Source organism: Pseudoalteromonas atlantica, from assembly GCF_043641955.1.
GTDB lineage: Bacteria > Pseudomonadota > Gammaproteobacteria > Enterobacterales > Alteromonadaceae > Pseudoalteromonas > Pseudoalteromonas atlantica_A.
The window spans coordinates 714,331-735,460 of sequence record NZ_JBHZRV010000002.1 but is presented as its reverse complement, the minus strand read 5'-3'; the positions used below and the strand labels follow the sequence as shown (position 1 = coordinate 735,460).

Here is a 21,130-nt window from a genome sequence, read left to right as displayed (position 1 = left end):
TTTGATCTGTATCAACAATTGGATTGTTACCCTAGCAGTGCGGACATAAGTCCTTATGTTTTTAGGGTTAGTTTATTATCCTCGCGGAGCGCAACAATGGAGCAACTGCTATGATTAGCAAAGGCTTTTGACAACTTAATTCATTGGATACGAACATGCAACTACCTACCGTCGATTATAAAGCGAGCGATGCAGCCGCTCAATTTGTTGAATCTCTTAGAAACACTGGTTTTGGTGTATTAAAAAACCACCCAATTCCGCAATCTTTAGTTGAATCAATCTATGAGAATTGGCAGGCGTTTTTTAATTCTGAGCAAAAGCATGATTTCTTATTCTCTAAAGAAACTCAAGACGGCTATTTCCCACCGTCAGTATCTGAGGTTGCTAAAGGTTTTACAGTAAAAGATATTAAAGAATATTTTCATGTTTATCCAAAAGGCCGTGTGCCAGAACAGCTTGAGGCTGACGTGCGTGAATACTACCGTCTAGCAAATGAGTTTGCGGCAACCTTGTTAAGCTGGGTGCAAGCTGAAGCACCGGCTGAAGTTCGTGCTAAATTTTCAATTGACTTAAAAGATATGATTGCTGATTCTGAGCAAACTTTATTGCGTATATTGCATTACCCACCAATGACCGGTGATGAAGAACCCGGTGCCATTCGCGCCGCAGCACACGGTGACATCAACCTATTAACGGTTTTACCTGCATCGAATGAGCCTGGTTTACAAGTGCAAAAAACTGACGGTGGTTGGTTAGATGTGCCGTGTGATTTTGGCAGCTTGATCATTAATATTGGTGACATGCTCCAAGAAGCGTCAGGTGGATATTTTCCATCAACAATTCACCGTGTAATTAATCCAACGGGTAAGGCGTCGACTAAGTCTCGCATTTCACTTCCGTTATTCTTGCACCCACGTCCAGATGTTGTTTTGTCTGAACGTTATACAGCTGATAGCTATTTACAAGAGCGTTTACGTGAATTAGGCGTGAAGTAATTGTAGTAATACTTACAACTTAGTTTGTTGGGGGCGTTTTAAAAGCGGCTTTTTTAGCCGCTTTTTTGTGGAAGCTACTTTATTGTCAAAGATCAAAATCCGCGAGGGGATACAAACTGACCACTTTGAATTTTGTCGTAAGTCTGTTGTGCAAGCGATTCTAAACTGTCTAAGCTACGACCAGATGCAGTAATTTGATGTTCAATAGGTAGAATTTCTATATTTGTTACGCCAGATAACTGCGCGACACGCGCAAATGTGTAAGCATGTTTGTATTTTTCGTGTTTATTAAACAAGCTTACCAGAGTCATATAAATCTCTGGGTTAGGTTCTTCACCCGCTTTATTTAACTCGAGTGTTTTATAAAGTAAATCTATCGTTTTTTCTTCATCTGATTTTATATAGTACGTTGCTAAAAAGAACTGCATTTGTGCATCATTCGTTACACTTGGGTCATTTTCTAACGCTAATAGTTTGGTTAACGCAGACTGGTCATTATTGCGTGACCAATGATAGTAAAGCAGACCTGGGTGATTAGTGCCTTTAGTATCTTGATATAAACGCGTCATCTCCTTAAGGCTCACTAAATGACCTTCTACCCGTGATGTGGTTTTTTCTTTTAGCTTGATATGCTCTATCTTTGCTGCAAGAGAGACGCATTGGTTATAGCTTTCAAAGCCTTGTAGCAAAGTATATTTGTTTTCTTCAGTGGGTTGCTTATATTCATGATACCGAGCAACGATAACTTCTGCGCGCTCTTTTTTACAATGACTGTCTTTATTCAAATCATTACATAGCCCAGGTGTTTCTTTACAAATTTTTGCCTGTGTCAGTGGCTCTTCACACCCAGTAAGTACCAAAATACTCAATAATACAGTTGTTCTGAGTAACATCCCTAAACCCTACTTTTATAATATATGTTTTATTCTAGCCCAATGAATTGATCTGTAACAGTGGAGAATCGCGCGAGTTTAAATTAGAATACCCCTGACCATAGTGACGAGTTGCTCTCACATGCTAAATTTGCGCTATGGATATCCGTTCAAAAATTGTTTAATTAGGTAAAAAACATGACCTCATCTCACGAGTTAGAATACACTAATAGCTGGCAAGAACGCCAAGATTATGCTGAAAGCATGCAACCGATAATCGGTAAATTATACCGTAGTCGTGGTATTGAAATTGCTGTTTATGGTCGTCCACTTGTTAACGCAAGCCCTATTGATATCATCAAATCTCACAAAACTGTGGCACAATTTGAAGGTACAAAATTACGTTTACGCGAAAGCTTTCCATTTCTAGAAGCAATCAGCAAAATGGATTTAAACTCAGCGCGTATTGATATTGGTAAGCTTGCATATGGTTACCTGTTTAATGATGCAGCTAAAGGTCGTTCAGTTGAAGAATACTTAAATGATGAACTAGCTGAAATCATTAACTCAAAGGCTAAAGAGCCTCGTGATGTTGTTTTATATGGATTTGGACGTATAGGTCGTTTACTTGCGCGCTTATTAATTGAAAAGTCAGGTCCATATGCTGACTTACGTTTACGTGCAATCGTTGTGCGTGGTGGTAAAGATGGTGATCTTGAAAAGCGTGCAAGTCTATTACGCCGCGACTCTATCCACGGTCCATTCAATGGTTCTATTACCATCGATAAAGAGCGTAACGCAATAAAAGCAAACGGTAGCTACATTCAAGTTATCTACGCTAATTCGCCAAGTGAAATTGATTACACAGCATACGGCATTGAAGATGCACTTATTGTTGATAATACAGGTATCTGGAAAGACGAAGCTGGCCTAGGCCAACACCTTGAATCAAAAGGCGCTGCAAAAGTATTATTAACAGCACCTGCTAAAGGTAATATTAAAAACATCGTATACGGTGTAAATAACCAAGATATCTTACCTGAAGATAAAATTGTGTGTGCTGCAAGCTGTACTACAAATGCTATTACGCCAACGCTTAAAGCATTAAATGATAAGTTTGGTATTAATAATGGTCACGTAGAAACGGTTCATTCATATACAAATGACCAAAACCTAATTGATAACTACCACAAAGCTGAGCGCCGTGGTCGTGCTGCAGCACTAAATATGGTTATCACAGAAACGGGTGCTGCTAAAGCTGTATCTAAAGCTTTACCTGAACTTGAAGGTAAACTAACAGGTAACGCAATCCGTGTACCAACACCAAATGTTTCATTAGCAATCTTAAACCTAAACCTTGCGACAGATACGTCAGTAGAAGAGCTTAACTCTTTCTTACGTAACGCCGCTTTGCATTCAGATTTACGCGACCAAATCGATTACACCGCGTCAACTGAAATTGTATCTACCGATTTAGTAGGTAGTCGCTACGCCGGCGTTGTAGATTCACAAGCAACGATTGTTGATGGTAACCGTGTTGTGCTTTATGTTTGGTACGATAATGAATTTGGTTACAGCTGTCAGGTAGTTCGCTGTATGCGCGACATGGCTGAAGTTGCATTTCCAAGCTTGCCCCGTTAAGCAATAATTTTTAGTTAAATACGAAAGCCAGCAACAGCTGGCTTTTTTAGTCGTGAATTTTTTCAAAATTCAAGGTGTGTGGTAGGCTGTTTCTAGTTTACTCCATTTTACTAACAAAACGCTCCATCAAAAGAGTGTTACATAATTTCTGACTAATAATGATTGGTTAGACTTTATTATTCACCTATAGGTTTATTTTACATGAAGATCACCAGTAATTTTGACAGTGGTAATATCAATGTTATTGCAGCCACGGACCCATTAGATATTCAATTAGAGATCAATAAAGATCATCAATCGGATTTTTTTCAATGGTTTCATTTTCGCTTAGAGACAATGCCGTTTCAAAACCATAAATTACACATCAACAATCTTGAAAACTCCGCTTATCCTGACGGTTGGATAGGGTATCACGCTGTTGCATCGTATGATCGTCAAACATGGTTCCGTGTCCCGTCAAGTTATGCTGATGGTACGCTAAGTTTTGAAATTGAACCTGAGTGCGGCACAATTTACTTTGCTTATTTTGCCCCGTATAGCTACGAGCGTCACTTAGACTTAATCACATGGGCGCAAAGCCAAGAAGCATGTCAGCTAGAAACGCTCGGTGAAACACTCGATGGCAGAGATATGAGCGTATTACGTGTTGGCGGTGAAAGTGATGAAGATAAAAAAATAATCTGGATCACAGCACGTCAACACCCCGGTGAAACAATGGCCGAATGGTATGTGGAAGGTGTATTACATAAGTTACTGGATGATGAAGACCCGCACGCAGCTGCACTTTTATCAAAAGCAGTATTCTATATTGTGCCAAACATGAACCCAGATGGCAGTGCCCGTGGTCACTTACGCACTAACGCTAAAGGCGTAAACTTAAACCGTGAGTGGCAAACACCTAGTATGGAAAATAGCCCTGAAGTGTATTTAGTACTTAATAAAATGCGTGAAACAGGCCTTGATATGCACTTAGATATTCATGGTGATGAAGCCATTCCATATAACTTTGTTGCAGGCAGTGAGGGCATTCCAAGCTACGATGCTCGCATGAAAGAGCTAGAAGATAGCTTTAAAGCAGCTTTGCTTGTTGTGACTCCTGAGTTCCAAGATGAGCACGGCTATCCGAAAGATGCACCAGGCGAGGCAAACTTAACTGTAGGTTCATCAGCGGTAGCTGAAGAGTTTAAAGCACTTGCTTACACTGTAGAAATGCCATTTAAAGATAACGATGACTTACCTGATCCAGACTACGGCTGGTCAGACCGTCGTTCTTATCAGTTTGGACAAGATACATTAGCGGCCATCGTTAATGTTGTTGATAAGCTAAGATAACTTCATATCATATGGGCGCCTTTGAGCGCCCATTATCCCCACAAAAAATTCCCAGTTGTTATTTCAAATTGATTTTTGGAAATTAAGTGTTAACAAACTTGATAGGTTTAAGTTAACATGAGTGCGTTACCCTTATTAAAGTGTTATTTATTGATTTAATTGGCAAGGGTTGTCACATATTCTGAGTTACTAAAGCAAAGTATCGTAACTAAAAATAAAAAATATAATTGTAGAGGATATCTATGGAAGCTTTTGTAAGCGCTGTTAATGATGTTGTGTGGAGTAGTGCACTCATTTACTTATGTTTAGGCGCAGGTCTATTTTATTCTATTCTAACTCGTTTTGCACAAGTTAGACATTTCAAAGAAATGTGTAAACTTTTACTCACTTCTAACCGTTCAACTACGGGTATTTCGTCTTTTCAAGCACTTGCGGTTTCATTATCAGGACGTGTAGGTGTTGGTAACATTGCTGGTGTTGCTGCTGCAATCGGTTTTGGTGGCCCTGGAGCCATTTTTTGGATGTGGATTGTTGCCTTTTTAGGTGCAAGCACTGCCTATGCAGAGTCGACACTAGGTCAAATTTATAAAACAGAAGAAGACGGCCAATATCGTGGTGGTCCAGCGTATTATTTTGACCGTTGCTTAGAGCAAAAATGGTTAGGTATTTTATTTGCTGTTTCTGCAATCATTGCTTGTGGTGTATTTTTACCTGGCGTTCAAGCTAATGCCGTTGGTAACGCGTTTACTCAAGTGTTTGGTAATGGTGAAATGGTATCAACGAGTTTTGGTGAAGTTGGTACATTTAAACTAGTGGCACTGGCGATTATTTTAATTGTGTTAGCATTTATCATTTTTGGCGGCATTAAGCGCATTGCAAACTTTACCCAAATAGTCGTGCCGTTTATGGCGCTAGGTTACATTGTACTGGCACTCATTGTAGTATTTTTAAATGTAGATAAAGTACCGGGTATCTTTTCATTAATTATTTCGGATGCATTCACCGCGCAAGCTGGTTTTGGTGCCGCGATAGGTTGGGGTGTAAAACGCGGTATTTATTCTAACGAAGCGGGTCAAGGTACAGGCCCCCATGCAGCCGCTGCTGCTGAGGTGGATCACCCAGCACAACAAGGTTTAGTACAAGCTTTTTCAGTGTATGTTGATACAATTTTTGTTTGTACAGCAACGGCATTGATGATTCTAATAACACAGCAATATAACGTTGTTGGTGAGCTGCCAGCAGGTCAATTTATTGTACAAAATGTTGATGCTGCAACTGAGGTAGGTTCTGCTGCGTTCACTCAAATGGCACTATTTAGTGTATTTGGTGGTTTTGGTGAGGCGTTTGTAGGTGTCGCTTTATTCTTCTTCGCGTTTACAACGATACTAGCGTACTACTACATAGCAGAAACCAATGTTGCTTACCTTAATCGCTATTTTAAAGGCAGTATCCCACTATTAATCGTTAAATTAGTGATTATGTTTATGGTGGCGTACGGCATGGTTAATAACTCTGGCTATATTTGGAGTATTGGTGATATTGGTGTGGGCTTAATGGCATGGATTAATATTGTTGGAATATTAGCCATTTTCTTTGTTGCAAAGCCTGCGTTAAATTGTTTGCGTGACTACGAAGAGCAAAAGAAAGCGGGCGGCGAAATTACGTTTGATCCGATTAAGTTAGGTATAAAAAATGCCACTTTTTGGGAAAAACGTTTAGCTGATAAAGCCAAAGAAAAAGGCAAACAGCCAGAATAATGAATGATTGCGATGGTGGTTGTGATTTATTCATCACCTTTGGCAATGTCTTAGCAATTGAGTGAAATTCAAAACAGACATTGCGACATAAAACAAGTACAATGAAAGGCGCCTACAGGCGCCTTTTTTTATGTGGAGTATGGAGAGTTATATGGCGATTGTCAGTTGTCCTAGTTGTAATAAATCGATATCAGATAAACATAAACAATGCCCTCATTGTGAGAATAACGTGGCAGAGCTTAATGATGAGCAACGCCAGCAACTATTGCGTGAAAAGCGCATCAATAAACAGCAAATGTTTATGAACCACTCCTTTTTTGCACTATTCATTTTCTTAGGTGGCTTTTTTTGTTTGTATTTTTTACAGCCAGAACCTGAAACAGCAAAATGGTATTTATGCTCTGCTGCCATTGGCATCGGGTGTATTTGGTATTTAGTTAATCGCGTAATTTTAGTAGTACTTAAAAAGAAAAATTGATATGAACATCGACAACCTTGTAAATAATATTACCCCAGAATTATTTGAACGTTTACAGTATGGTGCTGCAACAGGCAAGTGGCCTGATGGCACGGCACTCAGTGACGAGCAAAAAGAGCAAACAGTGCAAATTGTTATGCTTTATCAAGCTAAAGTAGCCCAATCAAACGAACAATTTACCATTGGATCGAATGGTGAAATGGTACAAAAGACCAAAGCGCAGTTACAAAAAGAATTTAACTCAGATAATGAAATAGCAAGGTTCAGTGAACATGATCTTTAAACATCTTTTTACCCCGAAGTGGAAACACCCAAAACAGCACGTTCGTTTAGAAGCGATTGAAAGTTTAGATGTAGAACGAGATGCAACTATTCTGAGTACGCTTGCACTTGATGACAATTCAGCAGAAATTAGAAAAAAGGCGCTCAATAAAGTAAACGATTTAGTGCTGTGGTGGAAAGCCTACAAACAAGATCAAAATCTAAAAGACTTAGCTGAGCAGCATATTTCAAATGCGGTATTAAATAACGAGCAAGCGCTTAACAACGATATTAAAAATGAATACATCGAACGTTTTGCACCGATTAAAACGCTTGAAAAGCTGGCTTTCGCTGAAAAAGAACTGCAAGTGCGAGTTAAGCTACTAAAACGTTTATCGAATCCTAAATTAACAGAAAAGGCCTTTAAAGAAGGCTCTGCAGAATTACAACAACAGTTAACTGAGCTTGTAATCAATCAACAATTAGCAAAAGCTTTAGTCAAACATGCGCAAGGTGAAGCCAAAAGTAGTTTGCAAACGCATTTAGATAACGAGCAACGCGCAATTGAAATGCCTATTCAAGTGCAAAATGAAACGCGTATTATTTTAGCTAAACTCAATGCATTGCGTGAAAAGCACGACTATGAGCTTGTTAATGAGCAAAGCCAAGCACTTATTGCACAATGGCAAACACAAGAGCTTAACTGGTTGAGCACAGAACAAGTCGCAAACCTAGAAGAAAAATATAACTCAATCACAACTAAACTGAACACGCATGTATCTCAGTTAAAAGCACAATTTGACCAACAACAAGCAGAGCTTGCGCAAAAGCAACGTGAAGTATTGGCAATTGCTAATCTTGAAGCACTGAGTGAAGAGATTGAAAATGCATTGCAATTGGGCTTAGAAACACCAGAGCAAATTCAACAAGATTGGTTAGATGCCAAAGTAACACAAGCACAAGAGGCAATGAACACAAGCGAGTTGGCAGACAGTGCGCAAAAAACCAAAGTCTTTACTAAGTTATCTCAACTTGCAAAGCAGGTTGCTCAGTTACCGCAATTAAGCGCAGCCATTACGCAGTTTAAGCAAGCACTTAATACCCTTACTGAAGTGACAACGGATGTTGATAAAAGTACATTTGATGAAGTAAGTAGCGAGTTTAATGCAGCATATAAAGCAGCAAATGCACCATTAAAACAACTGCCAATAGCCCTACAGGCTCCTTTTAAATCACAATTAAAAGCGCAAAAGCAATTATGGTCTAATGCTGTTGAGCCATTAACTAAGCAACTAACAAAAAACCAACAGCAAGCAAGTCGTAAGGGCCGCGATGTAAAGCGCTTAATTGAACAAGGTCGTTTTAATGTGGCATTTGGTGTGTTTAAAGGCTTTGTTGAACTTTATGATTCATTAACACCTGCTTTTGCACAGCAACTTGATAAACTTAAAGTTGAATTAGAAGCGCAGCTTGAAAACGCACGCGATTGGCAAAAGTATGCGTCAGCACCTAAGCGTGAAGAGCTCTTAGCTGAAGTTACAACGCTATTAGAGCAGCCTTGTACAGATGCAAAAGCACGCGTTGCACAAGTGAAAACGTTACGTCGTCGTTGGAATGAGTTAGGCCGCCTAGACACCGAACAAGAGCAACAACAAGGTAAAGAGTTCGATGAAAAAATTGAGCTCCTATTTGCACCTTGCCGCGATTACTTTGCACAGTTAGAGCAACAACGTGAGCAAATCAAGCAATCTAGAGAAGCGGTTATCGCTCAAATGCAGGCTCTGGCACAAACAGATACAACTATTGAAGCATTTGATTGGAAAGAGTATGAAAGCCAATACAATCGGATTAATAAAGCATGGCGTAATGCAGGTAATGTTGAGCCTAAAATATACCGCGAACTTCAAACGCTTTATAAACCACAGCAACAAAGTGTATTGCAAACGTTAACTGCATTCCATAAAGCTAATAGTGCTGCTAAAAATAGTTTAGTTGAGCTTGCTGAACAATTAGCGCAATCAGATGATTTAGCTGATGCATGTCAGCAATTAAAAGAGCTGCAACAGCAATGGCAACAAATTGGCTTTGCTGGCGCAAAAGCAGAAAATGCGTTATGGCAAAAGTTTCGTCAGTTTAATGACTTAACATTTGCAAAGCGCAGTGAAGAGTTTGCTCAGCACAAAGAACAGCAGGCAACGGATAATGCTATTATCGAACAGCAATTATCAGAATTAGAAGAGGCGCTTCCGGCGGTTAATCAAAAAGCGCAATTACTTGATTTACGTACAAAGGTATCAGCTTTAACGCAAGTTAAGTCACTTTCAAAGCGGATTAATGCCCTACACGCTGCGATTGATACAAAGCTAGCAGAGTTGACACAACAGGCAGCTAAAGCTGACTTTAATGCACTCTTTAGCGCACTAGAAAATCAAGATGCTATTCCTGCACAATGGAAAGTTAATACAGCGAGCCACCTTTCAGCCGCTCAATTATTAATACGTATGGAAATTCTGGCGAACGTAGATAGTCCTGCAGGTAGTGAACGTATGGCTGAGCAAGTGGCTATGCTTGATGATAAGCATCGTGGTGAGCAAGCTGATTTGCAGTTTTATCTTAAACAGTTGCTTGCGCTCAGTGAGGGTTCAGTTGATGGTGACACACTAGCACGATTAAAAGCGGTTTTTAACGCATAATACGCTTTGCGTTATATGAAATTAAATAAAGCCGCAATCTTGCGGCTTTATTTTTGAATAGGGAAAACACATGAAATTCATTATATTAATTGGTTGTTTATTTTTATCAGCGTGTAATACCACTCAAGGAGTATCGGTTTACTCATTTACTGACACAGAAATCGAAACGGTATTAAAGCAGCAATTACCCAAACTAAGTGATCAAATAAAGCTCGTTGGTTTACCAGTGCAATTTGATGTCAATGATATTAGCGTTAACGTTGGCCCAAACAACCGTGATGTAATCGTTCTTGGTGCAGATTCAAGCGCTGTTATTAACGCATTTGCACTAAAATATCCTGTGCGGCTGAAGTTACAAATTGAAGGAGCGCCTTATTATGACAGTGAGAAAAAAGCGGTATTTCTGCAACGTGTAAAACTTTTAAACTCAACAATTGATGCAGGTGGTTTTAAAGGCAATTTAGGCGTGTTAGATGATGAAGCAATGAAAATCATTAATGGATTCTTAGCGGTCAATCCTGTTTATACTCTTAACATGAATGACCCAAAGTTGGCGCTATTAAGTAAATTGCCGTTAGATATGCAAGTAGCGCAAGGCGCAATCAAACTCGTGCCAAGTATGTAATATTTGCAACTTAGCTAACAACGCATATTTACAAAAAAGCCCTGAAGTATCAGGGCTTTTTGATCTAGGGATTCAGCAAAAGGCTAAACTAATTCATATCTGCATAAAAACAACCAAAACCGGGCAGGGTTAATGTGTTGTTAGGATCCAGAGTGCCACTTTGATGAGGGAGCTCATCATGTGTTTTTAAAACAGCTCCTTCTAATGTGAGGCTTGCACTATTAGCTGCTAAGTTAAATACGCAAAGCATCAATTTACCTTCGAAACGTCGGTAAAATGCAAGTAAAGGTTCTGCGGTTTCAATAAACTCGATGTCACCTTCAATTAATACGGGTTGTGTTTTACGCCATTGCATAAACTCGCGAAACGCATTTAAAATTGAATCATCTGCTGCATCTTGTACTTTAACAGATTGGTACTTGTGAGCAGAATCCACTGGTAACCATGGTTTTTCTGGTGAGAAGCCAGCATGCTCGCCACTCTCAGCATCCCATGGCATTGGCGTGCGACAGCCGTCGCGACCTTTAAAGTTTGGCCAGAAGGTTATGCCGTAAGGGTCTTGTAAATCTTCAAATGCAACACTTGCTTCACCTAGGCCAAGCTCTTCACCTTGGTACATACACACGCTACCGCGTAATGATGCGAGCAGGGCACTGAGCATTTTACACTGTGCAGGGTTGATGCTGTTATCACTGCTCCAACGACTTGCTACACGCTCTACATCATGGTTGCTAAATGCCCAGCATGGCCAGCCTTCAGTCATGCGTTCTTCAAGTGTTTGAACTGTGGTGCGAATGTACTCGCTGCTGTAGTCGTTAGTCAGTAGTTCAAAACTGTAACCCATGTGCAGCTTATCGCCGCCGGCTGTATATTGAGCCATAGTAGCGAGTGAATCTTCCGATGATATTTCACCGAGGGATACGGTACCCGGGTATTGGTTCAGTAAGGCACGAATATCTTGCATAAAGCTAATATTCTCAGGCTGGGTATTATTGTAGTCATGATACTGAAATGCATACGGGTTATCTTCACTAAAGCCACGGCCTTGGCGCTTCTCAGGAGGCTTTGCTGGGTTATCACGAAGCTGTGCATCGTGATAGCAAAAGTTAATAGCATCTAAACGGAAACCATCTACACCTTTTTTAAGCCAAAACTCTACGTTATCCAGTACAGCTTTACGCACATCAGGATTGTGGAAGTTTAAATCAGGTTGCTCTGTTAAAAAGTTATGTAAATAGTATTGCCCGCGACGCGGTTCCCACTGCCAAGCGGGTCCACCAAAAATGCTTAACCAATTGTTTGGTTGAGTACCGTCTGGCTTTGAATCGGCCCATACGTACCAGTCAGATTTGTCATTGGTTTTATCTTCACGGCTGTCTAAAAACCATTGATGTTGATCTGACGTGTGGCTTAATACTTGGTCAATAATGATTTTGATATCACGCTGGTGGGCTTGAGCAATTAACTCATCAAAGTCATTTAAATCACCAAAAAGAGGGTCAATGTCACGATAATCACTAATATCATAGCCAAAATCTTTCATTGGGGACTTAAAAAATGGTGAGATCCAAATAGCATCAACACCTAAACTTTTAATGTAGTCAATGCGAGAGATGATCCCTTTTAAATCACCAATTCCATCGCCATTGGTATCTTGAAAACTGCGCGGGTAGACTTGATAAATAACCGCACCTTTATACCATTGCTGCTGAGCCATGCTTTTCTCCATCGTGACAATGCTGCTTCACCACATTTGTCGTAGTGATTACGTCAATCTTATATGTGGCTACTACTTCACCACGTTATTTTTAAAAAGCATACGTGAAGGTCACAAGACTGTAAAAAGCCTGCATACGTATGCATGGTAAATAGATTCAAAGTGCGCAAGCAAGCGCTCTAAAATTTCATCATTAAGAGAGACATATTAATGTTTTGTGAAAACTTACCAATTTGTTAAATGAAACTGTTAACAATATAAGATTTCCAATTTGGTGCGATTTTAAAGGGGTTTGCTAGTTGTTGGTGCATGAATTAATGGTCTTACCAATTAGCTTTGGCCAAAATGTTCGACTTATGTACTTTATCTAATAAGCGACTTTGTTAAAAATGAATACCTTAAGTGTTTTTCTAGTAGGCACAAAGGGTTTAGAACGTGGAAATTAGTTTTTATTTAGGCTGCACCATTATATTTATTTTTTATTCTTATAAAAACAATGTGTTGGCTCAACTTTTGTGAAGTTTTTGTTAAAAGCAGTGGTTTTGCACTAATCTGAATACGTATGCATAAAGTTGTTAATAAAATAAGGCGGGCGTTAATATTCATCCTGACAACAAAATCAGCCAATGAGTTGCTCGCTTCTATCACAAGCAGTGAATTATGTTGGCAATACAAAATATGGGTAACGGGAAAACATCATGTCTATGTTCAAACCAAGTATATTAACAATTGCACTTGCAACAGCAGGTATTAGCAGTTTCACTTCATACGCACAAGAAGAACAGCCAACAGCTAAGAGCGACGTTGAAGTCATCGAAGTTAAAGGTTTTCGTGGCAGTGTAGTAGAGTCAATCAATACAAAGCGTTTTTCATCAGAAGTGGTTGAATCTATCTCTGCGGAAGATATTGGCAAATTACCAGATTCTTCAATTGCTGAATCAATTGCACGCTTACCAGGTTTAACAGCACAGCGCCTCGATGGTCGTGCTAGCCGAGTTAGTGTTCGTGGTTTTAGCGAAAACGAGAGTGCAACAACCTTTAATGGTCGTGAGCAAGTATCAATTGGTGATAACCGTGGTGTTGAGTTCGACCTTTACCCATCAGAAATAATGAACGGTGTAACCGTATATAAAACACCAAGCGCGAGCTTAGACGCTGAAGGCATTGCTGGTGTAATCGACATGCAAACCGTAAAACCTTTAAGTAAAGGTGAGCGCGTTATCATGTTTAATGGTCAGCTAGAGCAAACAGGGTTTGATAAACTTAACCCTGATGGCGATGATCAAGGTTTCCGCGGTACAGTTTCGTATATTGACCAATTTGCAGACGACACCATCGGTGTGGCATTTGCTTACAACACCATGAGCTCACCTAACCAAGAAAAACGTTGGAACTCATGGGGCTACCCAGAAGAAGATAAGGGCGGTCAAAACTATTCAATTTTAGGTGGTGCAAAACCGTTCGTGCGTTCATCAACCCTTGAACGCGATTCAGCCATGTTAGTACTTGAAGCAGCACCAACAGATCGCTTAAACATGACATTTGATGCCTTATATGTGGATTTTTCAGATGAAAAAATTCTTCGTGGTATTGAAGTACCTTTTGCTTGGGGTCAAGGAGCATTAGATCCAAGCTCTGTGGTAGTTGATCCTGAAAGTGGTTTTATCACCAGTGCTGTAACGCAAGGTCAACGTGTTGTAGTGCGTAATGACTATGAAGAGCGAGATGCAGATTTAACGCAATTTGGTTTTAATACTAAATATGACATTAATGATGACTGGTCTGTAGAGTTTGATGTAAGTCGCTCTGAAGTAGAGCGCAGAATCTGGAGTATCGAAAGCTACTCTGGTACTGGTCGTGGCGATAATCGAGGCGTAGCTGATAATATTGGCTATACCTTTGACGATGGTAATACTGGCGCGCAATTTTCACATGAGCTAGATTACAGTGACTTTGGCTTGATTCAATTAGGTGGTCCATTATCTTGGGGAGCCAGCAAACCTCTTAATCTAAAATATGGTTTAGTTGATGCAGATGGTGAAGATATTTCTGGTTATAAAAATCAGGCACAAGATGGCTTTATTAATGCGCCAGAGATCAATGATGAATTAAGCACATTAAAGCTAGCAGCTAGTAAAGTACTTGATAACGCTTATATTAGCCGTGTTTCATTTGGTATGTCATACCGAGATCGTGAAAAGTCAAAAATGTCTGAAGGCTACTTTATGACACTAAAAGATTTTTCATTGTCAAACCCAGGCATGTTGACAGTACCTGAGCAGTATCGTTTGGGCTCAGCAAGCCTTGATTTTATCGGTATGGGCGACATGATTGCTTATGATACTAACGCGCTTGTAAATGATGGTTATTACAGCTTATTTCAAGAAAGCTTAAATGATTCAAAGCATCTGACTCGCTCTTGGACAGTACAAGAAGAAGTAACAGCGTTATTTGCTCAAGCTGATATCAATACCGAGTTTGGCTCAACGCTTGTAACGGGTAATATCGGTGTACGTTACGTTGAGACTAAGCAATCATCTAAAGGTAATGCAGCAAACACCATAGATGGTAAAGTAGTAGTGTCTCCTACAGATATTAGCCATGACTATAATCACTTTTTACCAAGTATCAACTTATCATTCGCTATTGATGAAGAACAAACAGTGCGTTTTGGCGCAGCTAAAACTATCTCTCGTGCGCGCTTAGATGAGATGAATGCATCTGTCACTGCTGAATATAATCAGCGCGAAGATGAAAATGGCAATAACTGGGCAATATCTGGCGGTAACCCAAACCTAGAGCCAAAAGAAGCGACAGGCCTAGACTTAAGCTATGAAAATTATTTTCATGAAGAAGGCTACTTCGCGGCTGCATTATTTTATAAAGATATTTCAAAATGGATTTTTGACGGTACTTATGAAACTGATTTAACAGGGGTTCCTGATCCATCTACGGGTGAAATTCCTGAAAACCCAATTGCGACAAGTTCAGGTAAAGTGAATGGTGGTGGTGGTGAGCTGTGGGGTTACGAGCTTTCATTAACCTTACCGTTTACCATGTTTAGCGACTCACTTGATGGCTTTGGTTTAATTGCTAGTCACACAGGTGTAGAGCAAGACTTAAAAGATCAGAAAGGTAACGAATTTGAGCTACCAGGTTTATCAGACCAAATTGATAGCTTAACGGTTTACTTTGAGCGTAATGGATTCCAAGCGCGTACCAGCATGCGTAAACGCAGTGACTTTAAAGGTGATATCTACGGCCCGGGCTTTGAAACAGCACAGGTTGATATTAAAGGTGAAACTATTTGGGATGCGCAAATCGGTTATGACTTTAGTGAAGGCGCTGTAGAAAGCCTTGATGGTTTAAGTGTGACGTTCCAAGTGCAAAATATTACTGAAGAACCATTTGTTTCTTTACAAGGTGACAGTGCACTGCAAGTACGTGATTACCAAGACTACGGTCGTACGTTCTTGTTAGGCTTTAGTTACAAGCTATAACAATCTTTAGCGTTGAAAAGCCCTTGTAAATTGTTTTACAAGGGCTTTTTTATATCGACTACACTTAAGCAAAAGCAAGTGGAGCAGGGGCTATGCAAAATAAACAAATTAAAGAAGTGGTAATAGCGGGTGGCGGTACTGCTGGGTGGATAACCGCGGCATTACTTAATAAAGTACTGGGCAAGGTCGTTAATATTACGCTTATTGAATCAGACCAAATTGGCACCGTGGGTGTTGGTGAAGCCAGCATACCACCCATTCTTCATTTAAATGCCGCATTAGGTATTCGAGAAAACGAGTTTATAAAAGCAACTCAAGCAACCATTAAATTGGGGATCGAGTTTGAAAACTGGCGAGCACAAGACCACACATACATGCACGCCTTTGGTGATATTGGTAAAGACTTTCCGTTTTGTGAATTTTATCATTTTTGGTTAAGAGCCAAGCAACAAGGAACTACTGCTGATTTTTGGGATTTTTCGCTTAACTACCAAGCTGCAAAACAGCATAAGTTTACCCACCTTCAACACATACCTAACACACAGCTCACCGGGTTAAATTACGCCTATCACTTTGATGCTACGCTGTATGGCGAGTATTTAAAATCGCTTGCAATATCACGGGGCGTTAAGCGAATTGAAGGTAAAATAGCCAACGTAAAACAATGTGAAGAGACTGGGATTATTACAGCGCTAGCACTTGAAGATGGCCAAACAATATCAGGTGATTTATTTATTGATTGTACTGGGCTGCGTGCTTTGTTGATTGAACAAACCCTCAATACAGGCTTTGAAGATTGGTCGCATTGGTTACCTTGCGATAGTGCTATTGCTGTGCAGACTAAAAGCGAAGCTGAGCCCGTGCCTTATACTCGCTCTATTGCGCATGATGCAGGTTGGCAGTGGCAAATACCACTTCAGCACCGAGTTGGTAATGGCTTAGTGTTCTCGAGCCGTCACATTTCAGATGAGCAGGCTAAACAACAGTTATTAGCTAATCTACCTGGCGAGCCTATCACTGAGCCAAGAGTTATTCGTTTTAAAACAGGACGCCGTCGTAAACAGTGGCATAAAAATGTAGTGTCTGTGGGCTTATCAAGCGGGTTTTTAGAGCCGTTAGAATCAACCAGTATTCATTTAATCCAAACTGCGGCTATTCGTTTAATTAAGCATTTCCCGCATAACGGAATTGATGACAGCCTAGTCGAGACGTTTAATCAACAAAGCCAAACTGAAATTGAACGTATCCGTGATTTTATCATTTTGCATTACAAAATAACCGAGCGCACCGACAGTGCATTTTGGCGTCAATGCAAGCAAATGAATATTCCTGACTCATTACAAAAGAAAATCGATTTATTTAAAGCCACAGGCAAAATTATACGCCAAGACGATGAACTGTTTGCCGAAATTGCTTGGCAACAAGTCATGATTGGGCAAGGGCTAAAAGCAGAAGATTTTCATCCTTTAGCCAATGCGCTCAACGACGAGCAATTAGCAGATCTATTCATAAACTTAAAAACGTTAATTGACGGTACAGTGAATCAATTACCCACTCACAGTGAGTTTTTAGCACGCATAAAAAATAATTAAACTGAAAAAATGTGTTCGTATTTTTAAACAAAAATACGTAAGCCAAAGAGTGGTCACTAAATTAATGAGCGAGGTACTTTCAGGGATTAAAAAGCGCAGACTCTTTTTACAAGCAAGCAGTCACGTTAAATAAACCCATTTTATTACCCGCAATGAACGCCTTGGTATTGGTTATTGAATAATGTGAATACGTATGCAAATGCTGTCAGTCAGCCGCTGTTCACATTAGTATCATAGGTAAAATAAAATGACGGCTTAATGAGCACTTGTTAAGCCTTCTGACTAAATAAGAAGATTATGACAACACACACAACAAGCACAATTAAGTATGGTTCTTGGTTACTTGCCAGTAGTTTGTTTTTAACAGGTTGCTCTGAACAGCCCGACACAAAACAAAATCAAGAAAAACCACAGCCACAGGTAAGTGAGCACTCAAAGCCAGTTGTTTACCAAGTATTTACTCGCTTATTTGGTAACACCCAAACAGCCAATGTGCCATGGGGTACAAAAGAGCAAAACGGCGTTGGTACATTCAGTGACTTTAATGATGCCGCCTTAACAGGCATTAAAGAGCTTGGTACTACTCACATTTGGTATACAGGTGTGCTGCATCATGCACTTGTTGGTGATTACAGTCAGTATGGTATTAGTCAGGATGACCCAGATGTAGTGAAAGGTCGTGCTGGTTCGCCGTATGCAATTAAAGATTATTACGATGTAAATCCAGATTTAGCAATTAATCCAGAGCGTCGTTTAGAAGAGTTTTCAGCGTTGATTGAACGCACCCATCAACATGGCATGAAAGTGATTATTGATATAGTGCCAAACCATGTTGCGCGAGATTATCACTCAACAGCAAAGCCTGTTGGCGTAAAAGACTTTGGTGAACACGATAATACAAGTGTTGAATATGCCCGTGATAACAACTTTTATTATGTGACAGGTCAGTCGTTTCAAGTCCCTACGAGTGAAGGGTATCAAGTGCTAGGAGGCAAACCACACCCTCTTGCTGATAACTTATTTGATGAGACTCCTGCAAAATGGACAGGCAACGGCGCACGCGCTGCCAAGCCAGATATTAATGATTGGTACGAAACGGTAAAAGTTAACTATGGTGTTAAGCCTGACGGCAGCTACGACTTTCCAACGCTTCCTGCAGATTACAAAAACAAAGATTTACGTGCTCACTTTGAATTTTGGCAAGATAAAGACTTACCAAATAGCTGGTATAAATTCCGCGATATTACGTTGTATTGGCTTGATAAAGGCGTAGATGGTTTTCGCTATGATATGGCTGAAATGGTTCCAGTAGAGTTTTGGAGCTTTTTAAACTCATCAATAAAAATGCATAAACCTGACGCGTTTTTATTAGCTGAAGTATATAACCCAACTCTGTATCGCCCTTATATTCAACAAGGGAAAATGGATTACCTATACGATAAAGTGGGTTTTTACGACACCTTAAAAGGCGTTATGCAAGGTAAACAGCCAGCAAACAGCATTTTTGCACCACAGCAAGAAGTGGCTGATATTGAAAAACACATGCTGCATTTTTTAGAAAATCATGACGAACAACGTATTGCCAGCCCTGACTTTGCAGGCAGTGCAGCCAAAGGAAAACCGGCACTTGTGGTATCGCATTTGATCAGTCGTGCACCTACATTGTTATATTTTGGTCAAGATGTGGGTGAAGACGGCTCTGAAGATGCAGGCTTTGGTAAACCAACACGTACGAGTATTTTTGATTACATTGGCGTACCTGCCCACCAAGCGTGGATGAATAACGGAAAATTTGATGGTGGCTCGTTATCTGACGAACAGCAAAAGCTGCGTGATTACTACAAATCAGTGATGGCACTAAGTAAACACCCCGCAGTTGTTGCTGGTGATATGCAACCGTTAATCGTTGAGGGCAGCGACCAAGTTGCAGCATTTAGCCGTAGCATTGGTCAGCAGACAATTTGGGTTGTCAGCAACTTTGCTGATACACAAACAGCTATCACGATTGAACTGCCATCAAATACACTTCTTAATGATAAACAAGGCTCGTTGAAGCTACTCGATTTACTTGAAGCCAATCAAACCGCAATGATCACGATTACCCCTGAAAAAGCACACATTAGTCTAACGTTAAATGCGCTTAGCAGTGCAGTACTCACCACTGGAGCACATAATGAGAGATAACAAACCCGATTTAAGCTTTTGGCAAATATGGAATATGTGCTTTGGCTTTCTAGGCATTCAATTTGGTTTTGCACTGCAAAACGGTAATGTGAGTCGCATATTTCAAACTTTAGGTGCCAATGTTGATGATATTCCTATCTTATGGGTAGCAGCACCACTAACAGGTTTGATTGTGCAGCCAATTATTGGCTACTGGAGTGATAAAACCTGGGGCAAACTAGGCCGCCGTCGTCCGTTCTTTTTATATGGTGCAATACTGACCACGCTTTCTCTATTTATCATGCCAAACTCACCTACATTGTGGATTGCTGCGGGAATGCTGTGGATCATGGATGCTTCTATCAACGTTACTATGGAACCATTTCGTGCTCTAGTGGGTGATAATCTACCGAAAAAACAACGTGCGACTGGCTATGCCATGCAAAGCTTTTTTATTGGAGTAGGTGCTGTAGTGGCATCAGCACTTCCATGGATGATGACTAACTGGTTTGATATTGCCAATACTGCACCTGCAGGACAAATACCTGACTCTGTAAAGTATTCATTTTATTTTGGTGGTGTAATTTTACTTATTGCTGTTGGTTGGACCATTCTAACAACAAAAGAGTATTCACCTGAGCAATTAGCGAAGTTTAATGAGCAAGACAACAGTAATGACTCGGCAGCGGTTACTCACAATACGGTTAATTTTAACAAAGGCGGGATTATTTTTACCATTCTTGGTTTAGCTGTACTGGGGCTAGTGACGGGGCTTAATTTAGAAAAAGAGCTTTATCTTCTCGCTGGTGGATTAGTGAGCTTTGGTGTTATTCAGTTTATTGCAGGCCTGCTTAGAGCGAAGCAAGCCACATCTGGCGGTTTTTACCAAGTGGTAAATGATGTATTCACAATGCCAGATGCAATGAAACAGCTGGCATGGGTGCAATTTTTTAGTTGGTTTGCGCTGTTTGCTATGTGGATTTATACCACCTCAGCCGTAACAAGCTTTCATTATGGCAGTACAGATACAAGCTCGGCGGCGTTTAACAATGGCGCGGATTGGGTAGGTATTTTGTTTGCAGCATACAATGGTTTTGCCGCAATTGCTGCTTTATGTATCCCGATCATCGTAAAGCGTGTGGGTTTAAAGTTAGCGCATGCAATTAACTTGATATTAGGTGCGTTAGGGTTAGTAAGCTTTATTGTCATTAAAGATCCAACATTACTCATTTGGCCAATGATAGGTATTGGTTTTGCGTGGGCGTCTATCTTATCACTGCCGTACGCTATGTTAAGTACGTCAGTACCAAGCCATAAAATGGGCGTATATATGGGGATTTTTAACTTCTTTATAGTGATCCCACAATTACTTGCAGCCAGCGTACTAGGTCTCATTTTACGCCACTTCTTTGAGAATCAACCTATTTATGCATTAGTGCTAGGCGCTGTGTCATTTGTATTGGCGGCTGTTGCTGTGCTGCGTGTTAAGCACACACAGTAATGT

14 protein-coding genes are annotated in these 21,130 nt (G+C 40.2%); 12 read left to right on the top strand and 2 right to left on the bottom strand.

What is annotated here, in order from left to right; genetic code table 11:
- Positions 1-155 precede the first annotated feature (155 nt).
- Positions 156-995 (top strand): isopenicillin N synthase family dioxygenase, encoded by an 840-nt coding sequence (locus ACHUE3_RS06775; RefSeq protein WP_394191411.1) that lies wholly within the window; start codon positions 156-158, stop codon positions 993-995.
- A gap of 92 nt (positions 996-1,087) precedes the next feature.
- Here ACHUE3_RS06775 and ACHUE3_RS06770 read toward each other — a convergent pair whose 3' ends face one another.
- Positions 1,088-1,888 carry a DUF2989 domain-containing protein gene (locus ACHUE3_RS06770; RefSeq protein ID WP_394191409.1) on the bottom strand — a complete coding sequence of 267 codons (801 nt, stop codon included), beginning with the start codon at positions 1,886-1,888 and terminating at the stop codon, positions 1,088-1,090.
- A gap of 177 nt (positions 1,889-2,065) precedes the next feature.
- Here ACHUE3_RS06770 and ACHUE3_RS06765 point away from each other — a divergent pair, with 177 nt between their 5' ends.
- The 7 genes from ACHUE3_RS06765 (at position 2,066) to ACHUE3_RS06735 (ending at position 10,654) form a co-directional block, all read left to right on the top strand.
- Positions 2,066-3,508: a glyceraldehyde-3-phosphate dehydrogenase gene (locus ACHUE3_RS06765; RefSeq protein ID WP_099295797.1), complete on the top strand. Its 1,443-nt coding sequence runs from the start codon at positions 2,066-2,068 to the stop codon at positions 3,506-3,508.
- Positions 3,509-3,709: 201 nt separating this feature from the next.
- On the top strand, positions 3,710-4,840 hold the full coding sequence (locus ACHUE3_RS06760) for a M14 family metallopeptidase (RefSeq protein WP_394191406.1): 1,131 nt from the start codon (positions 3,710-3,712) through the stop codon (positions 4,838-4,840).
- A 242-nt stretch (positions 4,841-5,082) separates the two neighbouring features.
- Positions 5,083-6,597 (top strand): alanine/glycine:cation symporter family protein, encoded by a 1,515-nt coding sequence (locus ACHUE3_RS06755; protein WP_394191404.1) that lies wholly within the window; start codon positions 5,083-5,085, stop codon positions 6,595-6,597.
- 151 nt (positions 6,598-6,748) lie between these two features.
- Entirely contained in the window at positions 6,749-7,075 is a 327-nt protein-coding gene (locus ACHUE3_RS06750) for a hypothetical protein (RefSeq protein WP_394191402.1), read from the top strand.
- A gap of 1 nt (position 7,076) precedes the next feature.
- Positions 7,077-7,358 carry a YeaC family protein gene (locus ACHUE3_RS06745; protein ID WP_099295793.1) on the top strand — a complete coding sequence of 94 codons (282 nt, stop codon included), beginning with the start codon at positions 7,077-7,079 and terminating at the stop codon, positions 7,356-7,358.
- Positions 7,348-10,029 carry a DUF349 domain-containing protein gene (locus ACHUE3_RS06740; RefSeq protein ID WP_394191400.1) on the top strand — a complete coding sequence of 894 codons (2,682 nt, stop codon included), beginning with the start codon at positions 7,348-7,350 and terminating at the stop codon, positions 10,027-10,029. Before ACHUE3_RS06745 ends, ACHUE3_RS06740 begins: the two co-directional genes overlap by 11 nt.
- A gap of 70 nt (positions 10,030-10,099) precedes the next feature.
- Positions 10,100-10,654 (top strand): YceB family lipoprotein, encoded by a 555-nt coding sequence (locus ACHUE3_RS06735; protein WP_394191398.1) that lies wholly within the window; start codon positions 10,100-10,102, stop codon positions 10,652-10,654.
- An 88-nt stretch (positions 10,655-10,742) separates the two neighbouring features.
- Here the strand turns inward: ACHUE3_RS06735 and ACHUE3_RS06730 are convergent, their stop codons facing one another.
- On the bottom strand, positions 10,743-12,371 hold the full coding sequence (locus ACHUE3_RS06730) for an alpha-glucosidase family protein (protein WP_394191396.1): 1,629 nt from the start codon (positions 12,369-12,371) through the stop codon (positions 10,743-10,745).
- Positions 12,372-13,069: 698 nt separating this feature from the next.
- Here ACHUE3_RS06730 and ACHUE3_RS06725 point away from each other — a divergent pair.
- The 4 genes from ACHUE3_RS06725 to ACHUE3_RS06710 all read left to right on the top strand — a co-directional run bounded on the left by ACHUE3_RS06725 (position 13,070) and on the right by ACHUE3_RS06710 (position 21,127).
- Positions 13,070-15,871: a TonB-dependent receptor gene (locus tag ACHUE3_RS06725; RefSeq protein WP_394191394.1), complete on the top strand. Its 2,802-nt coding sequence runs from the start codon at positions 13,070-13,072 to the stop codon at positions 15,869-15,871.
- 92 nt (positions 15,872-15,963) lie between these two features.
- A complete protein-coding gene (locus ACHUE3_RS06720) occupies positions 15,964-17,463 on the top strand; it encodes a tryptophan halogenase family protein (RefSeq protein ID WP_394191392.1) in 1,500 nt (499 codons plus the stop codon).
- Positions 17,464-17,760: 297 nt separating this feature from the next.
- Entirely contained in the window at positions 17,761-19,647 is a 1,887-nt protein-coding gene (locus tag ACHUE3_RS06715; RefSeq protein WP_394191390.1) for an alpha-amylase family protein, read from the top strand.
- Positions 19,637-21,127 carry an MFS transporter gene (locus tag ACHUE3_RS06710; protein ID WP_394191388.1) on the top strand — a complete coding sequence of 497 codons (1,491 nt, stop codon included), beginning with the start codon at positions 19,637-19,639 and terminating at the stop codon, positions 21,125-21,127. Before ACHUE3_RS06715 ends, ACHUE3_RS06710 begins: the two co-directional genes overlap by 11 nt.
- Positions 21,128-21,130: the final 3 nt, after the last annotated feature.